General features: G+C 54.0%; 15 protein-coding genes. 8 read left to right on the top strand and 7 right to left on the bottom strand.

All coding sequences use genetic code 11. The features are described from left to right. Positions 1-25 precede the first annotated feature (25 nt). Together NST23_RS16930 and NST23_RS16925 are read right to left on the bottom strand one after the other, a co-directional pair. The gene (locus NST23_RS16930; RefSeq protein ID WP_173599667.1) at positions 26-472 is read right to left on the bottom strand and encodes a NucA/NucB deoxyribonuclease domain-containing protein; all 447 of its coding nucleotides are present in this window, start codon (positions 470-472) and stop codon (positions 26-28) included. Positions 473-672: 200 nt separating this feature from the next. Beyond that, positions 673-1,989 (bottom strand): MFS transporter, encoded by a 1,317-nt coding sequence (locus NST23_RS16925; protein ID WP_173599668.1) that lies wholly within the window; start codon positions 1,987-1,989, stop codon positions 673-675. Positions 1,990-2,204: 215 nt separating this feature from the next. Between NST23_RS16925 and NST23_RS16920 the strand changes: the two genes are divergently transcribed. Beyond that, positions 2,205-3,803, top strand: a complete 1,599-nt coding sequence (locus NST23_RS16920) for an amidohydrolase (protein ID WP_173598052.1) — start codon at positions 2,205-2,207, stop codon at positions 3,801-3,803. A 151-nt stretch (positions 3,804-3,954) separates the two neighbouring features. On the opposite strand, the gene NST23_RS16915 is transcribed toward NST23_RS16920, so the two are convergent. Beyond that, positions 3,955-4,842 (bottom strand): DMT family transporter, encoded by an 888-nt coding sequence (locus NST23_RS16915; RefSeq protein ID WP_173599670.1) that lies wholly within the window; start codon positions 4,840-4,842, stop codon positions 3,955-3,957. Between the two features lie 147 nt (positions 4,843-4,989). Here NST23_RS16915 and NST23_RS16910 point away from each other — a divergent pair, with 147 nt between their 5' ends. Beyond that, positions 4,990-5,865, top strand: a complete 876-nt coding sequence (locus NST23_RS16910) for a LysR family transcriptional regulator (RefSeq protein WP_122965110.1) — start codon at positions 4,990-4,992, stop codon at positions 5,863-5,865. Positions 5,866-5,872: 7 nt separating this feature from the next. On the opposite strand, the gene NST23_RS16905 is transcribed toward NST23_RS16910, so the two are convergent. Next, positions 5,873-6,619, bottom strand: coding sequence for a YwaF family protein (locus NST23_RS16905; protein ID WP_328139738.1), 747 nt, complete (start codon positions 6,617-6,619; stop codon positions 5,873-5,875). Positions 6,620-6,817: 198 nt separating this feature from the next. Between NST23_RS16905 and NST23_RS16900 the strand changes: the two genes are divergently transcribed. Continuing rightward, complete coding sequence (locus tag NST23_RS16900; protein ID WP_255679085.1) at positions 6,818-6,943, top strand: hypothetical protein; 126 nt, start codon at positions 6,818-6,820, stop codon at positions 6,941-6,943. A 199-nt stretch (positions 6,944-7,142) separates the two neighbouring features. On the opposite strand, the gene NST23_RS16895 is transcribed toward NST23_RS16900, so the two are convergent. Both NST23_RS16895 and NST23_RS16890 read right to left on the bottom strand, forming a co-directional pair. After that, the gene (locus NST23_RS16895) at positions 7,143-7,541 is read right to left on the bottom strand and encodes an isochorismatase family protein (protein WP_340964126.1); all 399 of its coding nucleotides are present in this window, start codon (positions 7,539-7,541) and stop codon (positions 7,143-7,145) included. 223 nt (positions 7,542-7,764) lie between these two features. Continuing rightward, a complete protein-coding gene (locus tag NST23_RS16890) occupies positions 7,765-8,262 on the bottom strand; it encodes a Gmad2 immunoglobulin-like domain-containing protein (protein WP_173599671.1) in 498 nt (165 codons plus the stop codon). Positions 8,263-8,423: 161 nt separating this feature from the next. Between NST23_RS16890 and aspA the strand changes: the two genes are divergently transcribed. After that, a complete protein-coding gene (gene aspA, locus NST23_RS16885) occupies positions 8,424-9,848 on the top strand; it encodes an aspartate ammonia-lyase (RefSeq protein ID WP_217365361.1) in 1,425 nt (474 codons plus the stop codon). Between the two features lie 128 nt (positions 9,849-9,976). Here aspA and pdaA read toward each other — a convergent pair whose 3' ends face one another. Next, positions 9,977-10,783, bottom strand: coding sequence for a delta-lactam-biosynthetic de-N-acetylase (gene pdaA, locus NST23_RS16880; protein WP_122965115.1), 807 nt, complete (start codon positions 10,781-10,783; stop codon positions 9,977-9,979). A 274-nt stretch (positions 10,784-11,057) separates the two neighbouring features. Here pdaA and NST23_RS16875 point away from each other — a divergent pair, with 274 nt between their 5' ends. The 4 genes from NST23_RS16875 to NST23_RS16860 all read left to right on the top strand — a co-directional run bounded on the left by NST23_RS16875 (position 11,058) and on the right by NST23_RS16860 (position 17,874). Continuing rightward, positions 11,058-11,228 carry a hypothetical protein gene (locus NST23_RS16875; RefSeq protein WP_167470324.1) on the top strand — a complete coding sequence of 57 codons (171 nt, stop codon included), beginning with the start codon at positions 11,058-11,060 and terminating at the stop codon, positions 11,226-11,228. Positions 11,229-11,327: 99 nt separating this feature from the next. Further along, complete coding sequence (locus NST23_RS16870) at positions 11,328-14,600, top strand: SNF2 helicase associated domain-containing protein (protein WP_340964124.1); 3,273 nt, start codon at positions 11,328-11,330, stop codon at positions 14,598-14,600. Positions 14,601-14,759: 159 nt separating this feature from the next. Then, positions 14,760-16,694: a CotS family spore coat protein gene (locus NST23_RS16865; protein ID WP_340964122.1), complete on the top strand. Its 1,935-nt coding sequence runs from the start codon at positions 14,760-14,762 to the stop codon at positions 16,692-16,694. 25 nt (positions 16,695-16,719) lie between these two features. Further along, positions 16,720-17,874: a glycosyltransferase family 4 protein gene (locus NST23_RS16860; protein WP_242771070.1), complete on the top strand. Its 1,155-nt coding sequence runs from the start codon at positions 16,720-16,722 to the stop codon at positions 17,872-17,874. Positions 17,875-17,924: the final 50 nt, after the last annotated feature.

Here is a 17,924-nt window from a genome sequence, read left to right as displayed (position 1 = left end):
GCCGATGCGCCAAGCGGGGTTTTTTCTAGCGGGCAGGCTGATCGCCGATGACGATTTGCACGCGCGTGCCATCCGGGTACTTTTCGAGCTGGTTGGCGATCCACGAACCTGCCCCGCGGTTGTCGGAAGGGGAAATATAAGCGATATCTGCTCCCTTGCCGCCTTCCTTGCACATTGCCATCGGCCATTCGTCGCGATCGTAGCCGCGTTTGGTCGGGATGCCGCGCAAGGAATCTTCGCGGTGCTTGTCCGCCGATTTGCGGTCGATGGTGCAGACAGCAGACTGGCCTTTTTCGATGGCAGAGCGAATGTGCTCTGCCGTCTCGGGATAGCGCTCGCGGGGAAAGGTCAGAACGACATCGGCTTGCACAGACGTGTTTGTGGTCTGGCTGTTCTGTTGCTCGGTTAACAGACTGAACAATCCGATCCCGATCAAAACAGCGAGGGTGAATAAAATTCGTTTGATTCGCACGTTGCTCTCCTTGGTCCGTTTTTGCGACAATCGCTGGTTCGCCGCATGGGAAAAGGGCAGTTCATCCACGGGCGATAACCGCGGAGATCAACTGCCCTTTGGTTCATTATACCAATCTAGGACAAGCGTGCTAAGGAAAAACTTTTGCGAAAATGCCGCTGCGTACTTCTCTGTTGTCCGGCTGGCCCCGCCACGGCCTGCTAAGTTCGGCTTTGTTTGGCATCGCCTGTGCCCGGCCAGGGAAACAGGCTTTTCATGCACAGCCAGGCGAGCACAGGCCCGGTTCCAATCGCGAACACCAGCCAGTTTAACGTCGAGGCCGAGACGCTGATCGCGGTGACGAGCAGGAACAGCGAAATGCCGACCAGCCGACCGACATCCAGGGCAAATTCGCGCAAAACGACGTACTCCACCCGGTTTTTCGCGCTCTGTTCATTCGTGCCGATCAAATCAAAAACAGTCGAGATCATCGGCATCGAAAAAAGCGGATAGGCGAGCGAGACGACGATCCCGAAAGCGAGCAGTGTCGTATAGCTGACCTGCCAGAAAAACAGGAGCAAGATGCCGGACATCATGACCGCGCCAGTGAGCATGCCCCATTTGCGGTAGCGCGGGGCGTACCATTTGGCCGCCACATAGTAGCTGAGCAGCCCGACTGCCGAGGTAATCAGCCAGAAATTCCCCAGCGTCATTTCGCTTTTCGTGGCGATGTAGACAAACAGCCCGATGATGAAGCCGAATACGCCTTCGCGCATGCCTTGTGCGGCGAGAGCGGCGGCAGCGAGACGCCACTTGGGTTCCTCGCGCAGACAGCGGAAGGAAAAGCCCCAGGAGTACGTTCCTTCCGACTGGCGCTTTTTCAGAAAAAAGCTGATGATGCCGCCGACGACGAACAGAGCGAGCGAGAGGGCGAAGATCAGTCTGTAGCCATTGTTTCCGGGGAGACGGGAGATCAGCCAGCCTGACAGCCAGGGAGCGAGCATGCCGCCTACGGAAGCCAACAGTCCTGCCCAGCCATTGAAGCGGTCGCGGTTGTCTGGCCCGGTAATTTCAAAGTAAACGACGTTGAACGCAAGCCAAAAAAAGCCGACCGCCATCCCCTGAACCAGCCCGAGCCAGACGGCGTACGACACAGCCTGCGGGCCAGCGAGGAGCACAAGCAAGTAAAAAAGCGCCGACCCGGCCATCCCCGCGCGCAGGATGTTCATTTTGTTGAACTGCTTGACGTACGCGCCAGCGAGCCAAAAGGTCAGGGCGCCAGCCAAATGGGTAGCAAATGTAAACCAGGCGATGGGCGCAAACTGACTTTTCACCTTCCACAAATAAACGTTCACGAACGTACCGGAGAGAGCGCCGGCAGCGATGAACAATCCATTCACCAACAGCAAAAGCCGAGCCTGGTTGTCCAGTTCGCCGGGCTTGGGAGATTTAGGAGCAGCGGAGCCAGGCGCTTTTGAAGAGGTGCTGTTCATCGCCGGAAAAAAGGCAGGAAGGCGGTTCTTCGTTTTTTGCTGCATACGATCACCCCGCTTCAAAAATAAGAGTTGAACATAACGTACCCTTCCTGGCGGGCTTTCAACAGGAATCGGCGAAAGTACCGTTTTTTTCCTTGCGTTTCCGTCATCGGCGAAGTTTTTTTCAGAATAGGAAGGAAAAAGGTGAGCGGCAAACAAATAAGGAGAGGGGAAGGCGAGCAAGAATACGGATCGTACATCCACGAGGAGGAGCATACATGGCGACGACCATTTTCAAAAACGGACGCATCTATACAGGGGATTCGCGGCATTTGTTTGTGGAGGCTCTCGTTGTTCGTGACGGGATCGTCCACGATTTGGGCAGCGATGCGGATATGCTGCTGCAATACGGACGCAGCGATGCGCAAGTGATCGATTTGCAAGGCTGCACGGCAACACCGGGGCTGATCGACAGTCATCTGCACTTGGGCTGGCTGGGGCTGACCTTTTTGCAGCTCGACTTGCGCGAGGCGAAATCGAAGGATGAAATGCTGTACCTCATCCGACAAAAGGCGAATGAGACAAAAGCGAATGAATGGATACAAGGCTTTGGCTGGGACGAGAATCTGTTTGTCGACGGCGGAGGAATCCCGAGCATCGAGGAGCTTGACGCCGCTGCGCCGCACTGCCCGATCTTTTTGCCGCGCATTTGCGGACATGCGAATCTGGTCAATACAAAAGCGCTGGAGCTTGCCGGATATCATCCTGACATCGAGGTGCCCGCTGGCGGAGTGATCGTGCGCGATTCGCTCACCGGAAAGCCGACAGGGATGCTCCTCGAAACGGCTTCCAATCTGATCACCAAACATATTCCGCGCCCTGATTACGATACATTAAAAAAAAGCTTGCGCAGCTCCATCCGCTACGCGATGCAGCACGGCTTGACCGGAGCGCATACAGAAGACTTGCGCGAACTGAACGGACTGGCGCAGACGTATCGCCTTTACGACGAGCTGATTAACGGGGAAGAGCTTGCGCTGCGCTCCCATCTGCTCGTTTACTACCCGCACATGCATGAACTGCGCGACCTGAACATGACCGCCGGCTATGGAAACAGCCACGTACAGATTGGCGCGGTGAAAATTTTCGCAGACGGGGCTTTGGGGCGCAGAACCGCTTACTTGTCCGCACCGTACGCAGACGATCCATCGACGAGCGGGTACCCGGTACACGAACAGGAAGAGCTGACCGAGCTTGTCCGGCAGGCGCGTCAGCTCGGCATGCCGATTGCGGTGCATACGATTGGCGACAAGGCCCTGGAAATGGTGCTCGACAGTCTGGATCAGTTTCCGACCGTCGCGTATCGGGACAGATTGATCCATACGCAAATTTTGCGCCCGGATTTGCTGGAGAGGCTGAATCAGCCAAGCCGGATTGCCGACATTCAGCCGCGCTTCCTCGCAGGCGACTTCCCGTGGGTGATCGACCGTGTGGGAGAAGAGCGCATCCAGTACTCGTACATTTGGAAGACGATGATGAACAAGGGAATTATTTGCGCGGCAGGATCAGATACGCCAGTGGAACCGATCGATCCGTTGCTGGGCATTCACGCGGCCGTGACGCGCAAGGCTCCGGGCGAAACACACGGCGGCTACCTCCCGGAGGAAAAATTGACGATGGAAGAAGCGCTCCATTTGTTTACACTGGGAGGCGCGCAGGTGACAAACGAGGAGCAAGTAAAAGGAACGCTGTCTCGCGGAAAATATGCGGATATGACGGTTTATTCCAAGGACTTGTTCACGATCGATCCGGATGAATTGCTCACGACGAAAGCCGTCATGACGGTCATTGGCGGAAAAGTTTGCTATAGCAGCTAACGAAAAGCTCAGATGCTCAGGAAGCATCAACGAAAAACCGGCTCTTCGAAAATGCGCTGCACCTCCCGGTTGTACGTAACAACACTTGGGGGCAGGGCACACAAGGAGCCGGTTTTTGTATGGGCAAATTCGCGAACAACGAACAACCTCGTCAGGCTGACAAACGGGTTTGCCGCTTGCTGCGCAGCCATTTGCCCAGATCGATTTCCGCAATCAGCACGCTGGCAAGTACAAGTGCTGCGCCAATATACCCGCGCGTGGTCAAAATCTCGCCAGCGAACAAAAAGGCAAACAGGGCAGCGAATACAGGCTCCAGCGAAAAAATCAGTCCGGTATGAGTCGCAGTCGTATATTTTTGAGCCACCGTCTGGACGACAAAGCCGATGGCACTGCACAAAATACTGAGAGCGAGCACAGCGACCCAGCCTTCTGTCGAATGCGGCAACACAGGCGATTCGAACAAACAGGAAAAAACGAAACCGAGCAAGGCGGTGAAGCCAAGCTGATAAATGCCGAGTTGAATCGTGTCCGAAAAGGAGGCAAATCTGCCTGTCACGGTAATGTGCATGGCGTAACAGAGCGCTCCGGCGATACACAGCAGATCGCCTTGGCTGATCCGCAGTTCGGTGTTGAGCGTCATTAGACCGATGCCGACCATGGCGAGTCCCGCCCCGACAAACACGCGCTTTTCCGGGCGGTGGCGAAACAAAATCGACAGCAGCGGGACGAAAATGACCGTCAGGCTGACCAAAAACCCGGCTTGGGAAGCCGTCGTCGATTTGACCCCGTTTGTAATCGTGGCAAACACGCCAAACAGGAGCGTGCCGAGAATCGAGGCGTGCAGCAATGTTTTACGGCTGGTGCTGCGCAACCGCTTGTGAAAAATCGCTGCCGCCAAAACAAAAGCAATGCCAAAGCGGATGGCGATCAGGTTAAACGTCTCCAAATCTTGCAAGCCCATTTGCATAAACAAATAAGACGATCCCCAAAACAGGGTAACCAGCAGCATTGCCAGATCGGCTTTTACTTGCGGTTTCATTTGTGCCTCCTTGCCCGGTTGACCAGGCGCGACCATGAAGTATTCGTATTGCGCAATACTCAGTATACGAGTAATGTTTGAATAAGAAAAATGAATGTTTATCATGCTTTTCATGAAAAGTTTTAATGCAAAAGGTGGGAGAGCAAGATGAGCCTGAGCAAGTACGAAGTGTTTGTCACCGTGATCGAATCGGGGAGTTTGACCAGGGCGGGCGAAATTCTCGGCTTGACGCAATCCGCGATCAGTCACGCCCTGGCAAGTCTGGAGCGGGAATTTGGGTTTTCCATTTTGACGCGAGGTCGTTCCGGCATCAGTCTGACGAGCAACGGCGAGCGGCTGCTCCCTTATATGCGCGAGATGCTGCGCGCCCAAGAGCGGATGAAGCAAGAAGTTCATGCGATCAACGGCATGGAAGTGGGGACAGTCAGAATCGGGACGTTCACTAGCGTGTCCACCCAATGGCTGCCGGGCATTTTGAAACGGTTTCAGGACCAGTATCCCGCCATCGAAGTCAAGCTGCTGGAAGGCTATTACGACGGGATCGAAAGCTGGATTCAGGCGGGGGAGGTCGACATGGGCTTCGTCTCGTTGCCGACGACTGAGGAATTGGAATCCATCCCGTTGAAAAAGGACCAGCTGTACTTGCTCGTAACGAAGGAGCACCCGCTCTACGAGGAAGAGCGGGTGCACGTCAGCCGTCTGGCGGAAGAAACGTTTATCATGCCAAAAGCAGGCTGCGACAACGATATTCAGAGGCTGCTCGCCATGTATAAGCTACAGCCGCGCGTGAAGTACGAAGTGGGCGACGACCACGCCATTATCGCCATGGTGCAAAACGGCCTGGGAATCAGCATTCTCCCGGAGATGATCCTGTTTCGCCTCCCGCCCAACATCCGCATGATTCCGCTGGAAGGGGAGCATTATCGTTCTCTCGGCGTGGCAGCGACATCGTTTGAGAAGCAGTCGCCCGCAGCGAAGCGCTTTTTGCAGGTCGTAACCGAGTGGGTGCGCGAACAAGGATAAGTTGGCATTACGACGGCAAATCGCGCGTGGCGGGCACCGCCGCTTGTTTTTTTCGCAGAAACGGCAAGTACATGAGCGAAAAAATCGCGAAGGCAACTCCTTCAAGCGAGAGAATGTACCACGGATACGGGCCAAGGAAGTCGATCAGGCTGGGATTTTCAGGTTTGTGCGAGACAAACAAGTAATTGCCCCCTGTCCAGCTGTTCACGGCGAGTGCCGCGACCAACAGCCCGTTCAGCAAGCCCATCGTCTTCCAGACGGAGCGGTAAGTCGGGCGATAGCCTTCGACCCACGTCATGTACAGGCAGGCGAGAACGATCCCTGCGTGAGCGAGAAAAAAATGCCAAAAGCGGAAGTGCGGGAACGGGTAAAACAGTTCTGGCGTAATCAATGCCTGCGCTGCACCGCCAATGCCCGCAAAAAATGTGACTTCAAACAAGCTGTAGCTTCTCGAAAGCAGCATGACGATCGCAAGCAACAAAGTGACGCTGCACAACTGCAACGGCAAAGTGTAGGCAGCCGACCAGCTTCCCGTATAGACATGCCAGAGCTGAAAGCCCACTTCCGTCAGCAGCAACAGCCCAGACAGCGAAAAGCGGATCGTCCGCTTGGCAGCAGGTGCTTGCAGGCGGTGACGAAGCAAGTAAAGCAGGAGCGCTGTGCCAAAAGTGGCAAGCAAGGCGATGAGGTGCGACAGCGAAAAGAGTTGAAAAGGCGCACCGGAGATGAAGAGCGAAAAGTAAGGCGAGTTCATGAAAGCCTCCCAGGCGGTGTCTGTTTATCTGTTAATGTAAAAGGAAAAGCTGGGCAAGCCAGTTGCAAGGCGAGTGCAAGCTTTTCCCTTTGTAATTGAAAGAATTCACGAAATTTTAACACAAAGCTGCTTATTCCATATCAATCTTCGGTTATAATCTAAATAGACTAACGTACATCATTGAGAGGAGATATAGTCTTGAACTTGGTGCTCACAGAAAAACAATGCAAATCCTGCCAGGCTCGCTTGACAGAGTACGAAATCGAGAACAATGGTGCCCTCTGCATGGAGTGCTACAAAGAAGAACAAAGCGAGCAAAAGTAGCAGCACGACGCAAGTCAGCATGTTGCCACACGAATAAATAGATGTCTGACAGTCAAGGCCCTCTCCAAGCGGGGGGGTTTTTGAATTTCGGGGGAAACTTCATAAAAAAGGATACCACACATTCGAGCGAATTGGAAAATATGGAAAAAACCATTGGCGCATGGCGTCCAATGGTTTTTGGCGTGGGCGTGCAAGCAAACTAGGCTTCCCAAAGCGAGGCTGATTGTTTGACTGTGATGGCATGTTTAGGGCTGCCAAAGCCACTCAATGTATTGTTGTGGTGGGCGACGATGTCTGATGCCTTGAGGACGGAAGTGTCAGTGGTAGAGTGGCAATCTCCGACGAGAATCACGTCATAGTCGTGAGAGATGGCACTTCTGCTCGTTGTATCGATACAATAGTTTGTCTGGAACCCGGCAATGATCAACTTTTCAATGGCGAGTGACTGCAACTTTTCATGCAAGCCTGTTTCATAAAACGAGTCGGGCGCCATTTTATGAAACACCGGATCGGTTTCTTCCGGCTTGATGGAAGTGGGAATTTCCCACCCTGGCGATCCGAGAGCCAGTTCATCCGTTTCTCCGGTATTATGTTGCACGTAGAGAACAGGAAGCTCGCGAGTTCGCGCCTCGGCGATCAATGTTTGATCCGTTCAACGATTTCCTCGCCTTGGTGACAGTATTCCACGAGCAGGTTTTGCACATCGACAACGAGCAAGGCAGTCTTTTTCATCCGACAGTCATCCTCCCCACATATCATGAATCTCTCCCATTATAATCCAGATGGCAGGACAAGGGGAGAACGAAATCACGCCGAGCGAACTACTTTTCCGGCAGAGGAATGATCAGTTCACTCCGGCGGCTGCCGTCCTTGGCGCTCGCTTCGAACAGGATGAGCATGAGCGTGCTGTTCGGCTCGGCTTTTTTCACCTTGACCGTCTGGGTGAAGTCGCCCCATTCGGGAGCGCCGGAGGAGGTTTGGAAAAAGCCTTGGGTCAACTCATTGTGCCCATCCTCCACGACGTAATTGACGACTGCTTCAAACACTTGCGCCTGCCCTTTGACTTCAAACGTGTCTTCCCCCGTTTTTTTCACGGTGACATTGCGAAAAATATCATTGGCATATACCGTTTCTTTTGTTTCAGGCTGCTCGGCAGGCGGTTTTTCAGCCGGAGTTTGCGGGTTAGAGGGAGCAGGCGTCTCAGGCTGTGCCGGAGTCTCGGGCTGCGTGGTTGCAGGCGGAGTTTCCGGGGCAGGGGGAGAGCTGGTGCAGCCTTGCAACAGGCCGACGGTCAACAAGACAAAAAGAAGTTTTTTCATAAACGTACCCCTCGATTCTGTAGAGATATGGCGAGTCTTGCTCTTAGTATGACGTAAAAAAGCCAAATTGTGTTTCAAACTACTGGTCATACCACTCCGATTCTGTGCTAGAATGGGGAGGTAGCATTAACCACTATTCCTAGAAAGCTGGTCTGATAAGAATGGTACAACAAACATTTCGCACGGAAAAAGACTTTCTTGGTGAAAAAGAAATTCCTGTAGATGCCTATTATGGTGTCCAAACCATGCGGGCAACAGAGAACTTCCCGATTACCGGATACCGTCTTCATTCTTCCCTGATCATCGCAATGGCTATGGTAAAAAAAGCAGCAGCCCTTGCGAATATGGAGGTTTCCCGTCTGAATCCGCGACTGGGCAATGCGATTGTGACTGCCGCGCAGGAGATCATTGAAGGGAAATGGCACGATCAATTTATCGTGGACCCGATCCAGGGTGGTGCGGGAACATCTATTAACATGAACGCCAATGAAGTGATCGCCAACCGCGGTCTTGAGCTTATCGGAGAGAAAAAAGGAGATTACTTCCATCTCAGTCCAAATACACATGTCAACATGTCGCAGTCGACCAACGACGCATTCCCGACTGCGATTCATATCGCGACGCTCGACTTGCTGGAAAAACTGCTCGTAACGATGGAGTCCATGCACGATGCATTTGGCCAGAAAGCAAAAGAGTTTGACGACGTCATCAAAATGGGGCGCACGCACTTGCAAGACGCGGTTCCGATCCGTCTCGGCCAGGAATTTGAAGCGTATCGCCGCGTGCTGGAACGCGACATCAAGCGGATCAAGCAATCTCGCCAGCATTTGTACGAAGTGAACATGGGCGCGACCGCTGTAGGGACAGGCTTGAATGCCGATCCGCGCTACATTACAACCGTTGTCGAGCATTTGGCAACCATCAGCGGCTTCCCGCTCGTAGGGGCGGAGCACCTGGTAGATGCGACGCAAAACACAGACGCGTACACAGAAGTGTCTGCTGCATTGAAAGTTTGCATGATGAACATGTCAAAAATCGCCAACGACTTGCGTCTGATGGCATCCGGACCGCGTGCCGGACTGGGCGAAATCTCGCTGCCAGCACGTCAGCCAGGATCTTCTATCATGCCAGGCAAAGTCAATCCGGTTATGGCCGAGGTGCTCAATCAAGTAGCCTTCCAAGTAATCGGAAACGACCACACCATCTGCTTGGCTTCCGAAGCGGGCCAACTGGAACTGAACGTGATGGAGCCAGTGCTTGTCTTCAACCTGCTGCAATCGATCAGCATCATGGACAACGCGTTCCGCGCGTTCACCCGCTACTGCCTGGAAGGCATCGAAGCAAACCGCGAGCGCATGAAAGAATACGTAGAAAAAAGCGTAGGCGTCATCACAGCTGTCAACCCGCATCTGGGCTATGAAACGGCTGCCCGCATCGCGCGCGAAGCGATCCTCACCGGAAAATCGGTGCGCGAGCTGTGCTTGCAGTACAACGTCCTGACAGAAGAAGAACTCGATCTCATTTTGGACCCGTTCGAGATGACCCACCCGGGCATCGCCGGCGCTTCCCTGTTGGATCGCCAGTAGAAGCAGCAAACGCAAGAAAACTCCCGCCCTTGTGCAAAACGAGGCAGCGGGAGTTTTTTGTTGCCGACAGAAGCAACAGGCTATCGCGCATGCGAGCGGTGCAGCCTGTTGATCTCGTCCAAAGCTTTTTATGGGGAGCTTTGCTGATGTTGCGGCAGTTGGTCGAGACTTTTGAACTCGTAGCCGCGCTTGCGAGCTTCATCAATGATCGAGCCGAGCGCGTCGGCATTGTCCTTGGAGACGGAGTGCAAAAGAATCACCGCTCCCGGATGCAGCTGTCCCATTACGCTGTCGAAGGCGAAGCGGGAACCGCGCTGTACTTTTGTATCCCAGTCCTTGTAGGCAACTGACCAAAAGACGTTGGTGTAGCCGAGTTCTTTGCTGACCGCGAGAGTCCGGTCGCTAAAAATTCCCCGCGGGGGGCGGAGATAGCGCATGGTCGCCTGTCCGGTCACTTGGCTGACGGCTTCTTTGACCCGATTCAGCTCTTCCTTGATCTTTTCGTTCGGTACGGTGGTCATGTCAGGGTGACTCCAGGAGTGATTGCCAATCAGGTGCCCTTCCTTTGTCATCCGTTTCAACAGCTCAGGCTGCTCCTTCACGTAATGTCCGGTCACGAAAAAGATCGCAGGGACCTTTTTCGCCTGAAGCGTGTCAAGAATGGCCGGGGTAAAGCCGTTTTCATATCCGTTGTCAAACGTCAAGTACAGCTCTTTTTTGCTGGTGTCGCCCAAAAAAACCGCGCCGTGCCGATCCACGATTCCTTTAAAGCCTTCCTCGTTAATAGAAGGAAGCTGTCCATTTTTGCTCTTTTTGAAGCCGAAATGGTACGGGTGATCCTGATAGGCGACCGCCGCGGAAAGCGGCAAGGTGAACGCCAACGCAAGCATGAGAATGACACCCGTTCTGAGGAGCCTTGTGCAGTGTGCTTTCATGATGCGATACTCCCTTCTTTGTCCATATCGTCATGACGGTCTCGCAGACGTTTCCATCCAAAGTTTGTCCAGTCCACCTGCAAATATGTAACAGCTGCGAAGCGCATGGCGACATCGATCAGCCAGAGCGAGGTGGCAAGATGTGTAAAAATCTACGCGCACAAAAGGGACAATCAACCATACATGCAAGCGGCAGCCGTCATATAGTATCAATGTCGACGGGAAAGCCGCTGACGAGGCTGTATGAAATCATCCGGTACCAGGAGGTGTAGTCATGGATTGGTTGCGGTATTTGCGTGACGCCGTTGGTGAGGACGAGGACATTGAAGAAATCGAAGTAAAAGTGGAATACGAAGATGGCACGAAGAAAAAATGGATCTTCTCGCGGAATCAAGATCCGGTCTTGGAAGACAACGACGACGAAGATGACGAGGACGAAGATTAATCATTCGATATAGCGAAAAAAGATACGCTCGCCAAGGCGTATCTTTTTTCTTTCGAAATCTGCTATCATGAAACATATTTTAGGAAGCAGGTACAGGCCATGAGCTTTTCAATCAGCCATCAAAAAATCAAAGAATGGTGCGGTCGCCTCTCCTACGAGCGGGGCAAAGCCTTTTATCGCTCGCAAAAGGTGAGCGTCGATACGTTTCAGCCTGAGCCGATGATCGTTCGGGCAACCGTTCAGGCAGGCAAACACGACTACCAGGTACATATGGAAGGGGATGAGGCAGGGATCGTGGCGACGTGCAGCTGTCCTGCGCTGCGTTCCTATGAACAGTATTGCCAGCATATTGCGGCTGTGCTGTTGACTGTGCGTGATCTGCCGCAGGATGAGTTTTCGCCAAAAGGGAACCGCGTGAACACGCCAGCTTCCAGGGAAAGCGCGACGGCAGACCGGGACGATCAATTGACACAGGGCATCCTCGACTTGTTTGGCGGAGCAAGACGGCAGGGGACAAGCATGAGGAAGGTACTGCTTGACGAGCGGGCGGTACTGGAAGCGGAAATCATTTGCAAAATCGTGCCGTACGGCTATCGCAAAGCGGTGATCGGAATCGAGCTGAAGCTGGGGCCAAAACGGCTGTACGTCGTCAAAAACATTCGGGACTTCCTGGCGAAAATGGAAAAAGGGGAGCCGTACGCCTTTTCCGCCCATTTTACTTACGATCCGAAGTGTCATCGCTTTTTGCAGGCGCATGAACCGATCATGGAAGAGCTTGTTCACGTCTATCATCATGAAAAGCTGTACCGCGAGACAGCAGGATACAGCTATCAGGAGGCAAAAGCGGCAGGCTCGGAGCGAACGCTGATTGTCCCGCCTTTTGCCTGGGACAGCTTGTTTGCTCACCTGCTCAAAGCTCCTGGCGTGCGCGTCGTACAGGGCGAGCAGACGTATGAAACGTTTCAGGCGCAAACCGGGAAGGTGCCGTTGCAGTTTGCATTCGATGCGGGTGACAGCGAAGCCGAATACCGTTTGACAGTCGAGGGCTTGTCCGGTTTGACCGTGCTTCGTGAATACGGATGTATTTTGCATGACGGCGTGTGGATGAAGCAGTCAACAGATGCCTGCAACAACCTGCAGCAGTTGAAACAGATGCTGGAAGCGCATCAAAGACAGGACATCGTCGTCCCCAAGGAGCAAATGGAGCCATTCATGACCAAGGTCGTTCCGGGCTTGATGAAGCTTGGCAGCGTCCGCATTGCCCAGCCTGTTGCCGACCGGATCGTGCAGACCCAGTTGAAGGCGAGGCTCTATCTCGACCGGATACGCGATCGGCTGCTGGCCGGACTGGAATTTCAGTACGGCGATATCGTCATCAATCCGCTTGTCACAGACACGAATGGACAGAACAGAGACAACGATCTGATCTTGATGCGCGACGGAGAGAAGGAGCAGCGGATTTTGGAGCTGATGGAACAAAGCGCCTTCGTCCAGACGGAAGCGGGCTATTTTCTCGATGACGAGGAAGCCGAATACGAATTTTTGCACACGGTCGTGCCCGAGCTGGAAAAATGGTGCAAAGTGTACGCGACCACGGCGGTCAAGCTGAGGCTGGCTTCCATGCACGTTCCGCCAAAGGTCAAGGTAGAGATCAATGAGCGGACGAATTGGCTGGAAGTCCGCTTTGACGTGGAAGGCTTCCCGCCTACTGAAATCAAGCAATTGCTGCTCGCTTTGGAAGAAAAGCGCAAATATTACCGCCTGCCAACAGGGGCGCTCTTGCCTTTGGAGACGAAAGAATTTGAGCGGATCAACCAGCTTGTCGACGAAATCGGAGTGCGCCACGCCAACTGGATCGCCAGCGGCTTTTCGCTGCCGATGCTGCACGGCTTGCGCTTGCTGGACACGCCGCAGGACAAGACGGTGCAGTTCGGGAAAACGTTGCGCAGTTTTCTGGAAAATATGCGCAACCCGGACAACCTCGACTTCCGCGTACCGGACAGGATGGAACCAGTTTTGCGCGACTACCAGAAGTTCGGCTTCCAATGGCTCATGACGCTCGCCCATTACGGTTTTGGCGGCATTTTGGCGGACGATATGGGGCTTGGCAAAACGGTGCAAAGCATCGCGTACATGGTAGCCAAGCTCCCCGACATTCGCAGCCGCAAACAACCGATCCTGATCGTTTCGCCTGCCTCGCTTCTGTACAACTGGCGCAACGAGTTGAACAAGTTCGCTCCGGAGCTTGTAGTCCGCATCGTGGACGGGAGTCGGCAGGAACGGAATACGGCGCGCGAGGAAGCGGTGGATGTGCTGATCACGTCTTACCCGCTTTTGCGCAGGGATTACGCCGAATATGCCGAGCGCACGTTTCACACGCTGTTTTTGGATGAGGCGCAGGCGTTTAAAAACCATACTACCCAGACGGCGCAGGCTGTGAAGAGCATTCAGGCCGGGCAGCGCTTTGCCTTGACCGGAACGCCGATCGAAAACAGGCTGGAGGAACTGTGGTCGATCTACGACGTTGTGTTTCCCGAGCTATTTCCCCAGCGCAAAGCTTTTCAGGACTTGCCAAGAGAAGTCATCGCCAAGCGGGCCAGACCGTTTTTGCTGCGCAGGCTGAAATCAGAGGTCTTGCAGGAGCTGCCGGAAAAAATCGAAACCTTGCAAGCGACGGCGCTTCTGCCGGAGCAGCAAAAGCTGTACATCGCCTATTTGGCCAAGCTGCAACAAGACGCCGTGAAGCACTTGAACGAGCAAACTTTTGACAAAAACCGGATCAAGATTTTGGCGGGCTTGACCAGACTTCGCCAGCTGTGCTGTCATCCAGCCCTGTTTGTCGAGGGCTACGAAGGCAGCTCCGCCAAATTCGAGCAATTGCTTGAGGTGTTGGAAGAATGTCTCGGCGCAGGCAAGCGCGTCCTGCTCTTTTCGCAGTTCACGGAGATGCTCGCCATCATTGGTCGGGAGCTTGGCGATCACGGCATTCCGTTTTTTTACCTGGATGGCAACACGCCAGCCGCCGAACGGATTGAACTGTGCAACCGATTCAACGACGGAGAATGCGACTTGTTCCTCATGTCGTTGAAGGCAGGGGGGACGGGTCTGAATTTGACGGGAGCGGACACGGTCATTTTGTACGATCTGTGGTGGAATCCGGCTGTTGAGGAGCAGGCAGCAGACCGGGCGCACCGGATCGGCCAGAAAAGGGTCGTCCAGGTCATCAGACTGGTGGCTCAAGGGACGGTCGAAGAAAAGATGTACGAGTTGCAGCAAAAGAAAAAGCATTTGATCGAGGAAGTCATCGCCCCCGGAGAAGCAGCGATTTCGACGATGAGCGAAGAAGACCTGCGGGAAATTTTGATGATATGACCAAAAAGCGGCCAGTCTGCCAAGTTGCGCAGAACGGGTCGCTTTTTCGTTGGAGGAATTGGCAAACTGCCAAGGATATTTGTCCGTTTCGTCAACCTGTATACACGAATATTTTATGAAGAAGGTGAGCGCTTGAATTAGGAACACGGGGGGAATGGAATGGAACAGTATGTGATCAAACCATGGGACACTAGAGATGGAAGCGAGCCCACTCCTGTCGATTGGGATATGCAAGTACCTCCGGAAGTAGATGCAGTCGCTGAGCTTGTCATAAAGGAATACGATATGACCGTTCACAACAGGACATTGATTACCTCGAAGCCTGACAAAGGCGGTGCCATCTGGCGAATCGAGACGAACAAAGGTCCGCGCAGTTTGAAAGTGCTCCACCGGACGCCAGAGAGAAGCCTCTACAGCGTAGGTTTGCAGGAATACGTAGTCAGGCAGGGAGCAAGGGTGCCAGCGCTGATTCCGGCCAGGGACGGGAAGCTGTTTGTGGAGAAGGGCGGAAAGCTGTGGATTGTCACCGACTGGATTTCCCTTGAACCAGCGGCCAAAGTCGACCTGACAGGGGCGCAGGAGCTGTGCTACGGCTTGGGCGAATTTCATCGGCACACCAAAGGGTACGTGCCGCCAGCAGGGGCCAAAAACTCTTCCCGTCTGTATCGCTGGCCCAACTACTATCAAAAGATCGCCAAAAAAATCGGCTGGATGCGTGAAATGGCCAAAGCGTATCGGGAAACGGCGGCAAGCGGTCCGATCTTGGCGGTCGTCGACAAATACGAACAGCAAGCAATCGCAGCACTGGAGCGGCTGAAAGCATCTTCCTATCCGAAAATGGTGCAAATGGGCGAGCCGCACTGGGGATTGGTTCACCAGGACTACGGCTGGTCCAATGGACAGAACGGACCTGGCGGACTGTGGGTTATCGACCTGGACGGCGTGGCGTACGACTTGCCGTTTCGCGACCTGCGGAAGCTGATTACCAGCACGATGGACGACATGGGTGTCTGGGACGTGACATGGATGAGAGGGATGATCGAAGCGTATCACCGGGCGAACCCGCTCGATCGTGAGTCCTTCGAAATCCTGTTGCTCGATATGTCCGTGCCAAACGAATTTTACAAGCATTTAAAAGAAATGTTTTACGATCCGGTCACCTTCCTGAACACCGAGGCAGAGGGTATTTTGCAGCGGGTCGTGGCAACCGATCAGACAAAAGACCAGGCGCTTGCGGAGTTGGCCAAAGACAGCGGTCAATACCAGCCGGGCGATTACACGCAAGTGGTTGTACCGCGTTCACCGGAACGGCAATCGCTTGCGAGTACAGAGAATCAGGCAAACTGGCAGCTTGCTGACCAAATGCAGCTTCCTGCTCAAAGTCAAGTTCCAGAGCAAAGTCAAGTGCTTGTGCCTGTCGCGGAAGAAAAAGCGGTACTGGCAGCAGACGCCCGCCGACCAAAAGCGAAGGTCGAGAACAAGCCAGACGAAGTCAAGGCGAAAAAGGCGCTGCGCATTCCTGAGCCTGAGCCGATCCGCGCCGCTACAGTGAAGAAGCCGCAGGAGCCGAAGGAGCGAGAAAAGGCGCGGCCGGAAACGCGCAAAGGGCCGGTCAAGCAAGAAAAAGAACGCACTCCGGTTGCTGTCCAAACAACCACTCCTCCGTCAGGCTGGTTCATCAAGGCCCCAATTGTTACACCCGTTGAAAAAGCGGAGCCTGCCAAGAAACAAGGCCCGCGCCTGAAAGCAAAAGTAGCACCCGCAAAACGTGCAAGGACGGGAGATAAGCCAGTCAAGAAGAAAGCGTCCAGTCAGGGAAGCAAACAAAGCGCAACGAACAAAAAAGCGGTTGCCAAAAAAGCAATTACAAAGCTGCAAGCAAAAAAACCGCTCAACAAGTCTCCCAAAACGAGCGAAAAAGCAAAAGCAGGGAACCAAGTGGTAGCAAAGTCCGGTTCTCCCCGGAAAACTCAGCATGCAGCCGTCACGCATCCATACAAAAAAACGGCAGCTCCAAGCCGGAAATCAGCCAGCAGCCAAGCAAAAAAGCCGCGTTCGGCAAAAGCGCAAAAAACAGGCAGAAACATGCTGTGAGTCGCAATAGGAAAGGAGAATTCGGATGAAGGTAGTCATGATCTGTACGGAAAAACTGCCCGTTCCTCCGGTGCGGGGCGGTGCGATCCAGACGTATATAGCGGGAATCGCGGACACGCTGGGACAGCACCATGATTTGACCATTCTCGGGACGTCTGACCCGACTCTCGCCATGGACGAAAGGGTGCGGAACGTCCGTTATGCGCGTGTGCACGGACTCGGCGTGTTCGAAATCTACGCGCAGGAAGTGCTCGCGTTTTTGCGGGCGAATGCGTACGATGTCATCCACGTGTTCAATCGGCCGCGGCTCGTGCCGATGATTCGGGAAGTGTGCCCGAATGCGCGAATCGTGTTGAGCATGCACAACGACATGTTTGATGCCGCCAAAATCTCTCCGGAGGACGCGGCGCAAGCCATTGCCAGCACATCAAAAATCATCACGATCAGCGATTATGTCGGCCGCGTCATCGCGTCGCTCTACCCGCAAGCCCAAGGCAAGCTGCGCACGATCTATTCAGGCGTCGATTTGCAGACGTTCGTACCGTGGGAAAGCTCGCAGACCGCGCGAAAAATTCGTCAGGAGCTGCGGATTGCGCACAATTTGGGAAACAAGCAAGTCATTTTGTTCGTCGGCAGGCTCACCCCGAAAAAAGGGGCGGACATTCTGGTGCGGGCGATGAATGAGCTTGGTGCCCATCATGACAATCTGGCGCTGGTGCTCGTAGGCGGTTCGTGGTACAGCGTCGACAAGATCAGCGATTACGTAGCGTATGTACGCGCGCTCGCCGACCGTTTGCCGATTCCGGTCATTACGACTGGATATGTGGCAGCAGAAAACATTCACCACTGGTTTTGGGCGGGAGATATTTTCGTCTGTCCTTCGCAGTGGGAGGAGCCGCTTGCTCGCGTCCATTACGAAGCGATGGCCGCAGGGTTGCCGTTTGTGACGACGAAGCGCGGTGGAAACGCAGAAGTCATCATCGGAGGAAACGGGCTTTTGGTGGAAGAACCGGAGAATCCGCAGTCGTTTGCCACCCAGTTGAAACAGTTGCTCGCCAGTCGTGAGTTGCAGCGCAAAATGGGCAACAGCGGCAGAAAACTGGCAGAGCAACGCTTTACGTGGAATCGGGTGGCCGAGGAAGTGCTGGATGTATGGAGGAGCTTGTCGTTTGAAAACTGACGGGAGACAAATGCCCACTTTCACGAGACGGGATCGGAGAAGTGGGCTAT

This window comes from Brevibacillus sp. FSL K6-0770 (genome assembly GCF_038000275.1).
GTDB lineage: Bacteria > Bacillota > Bacilli > Brevibacillales > Brevibacillaceae > Brevibacillus > Brevibacillus parabrevis.
Note: the sequence above shows the minus strand (reverse complement) of the source record. Positions and strands in the feature narration are given on the sequence as shown.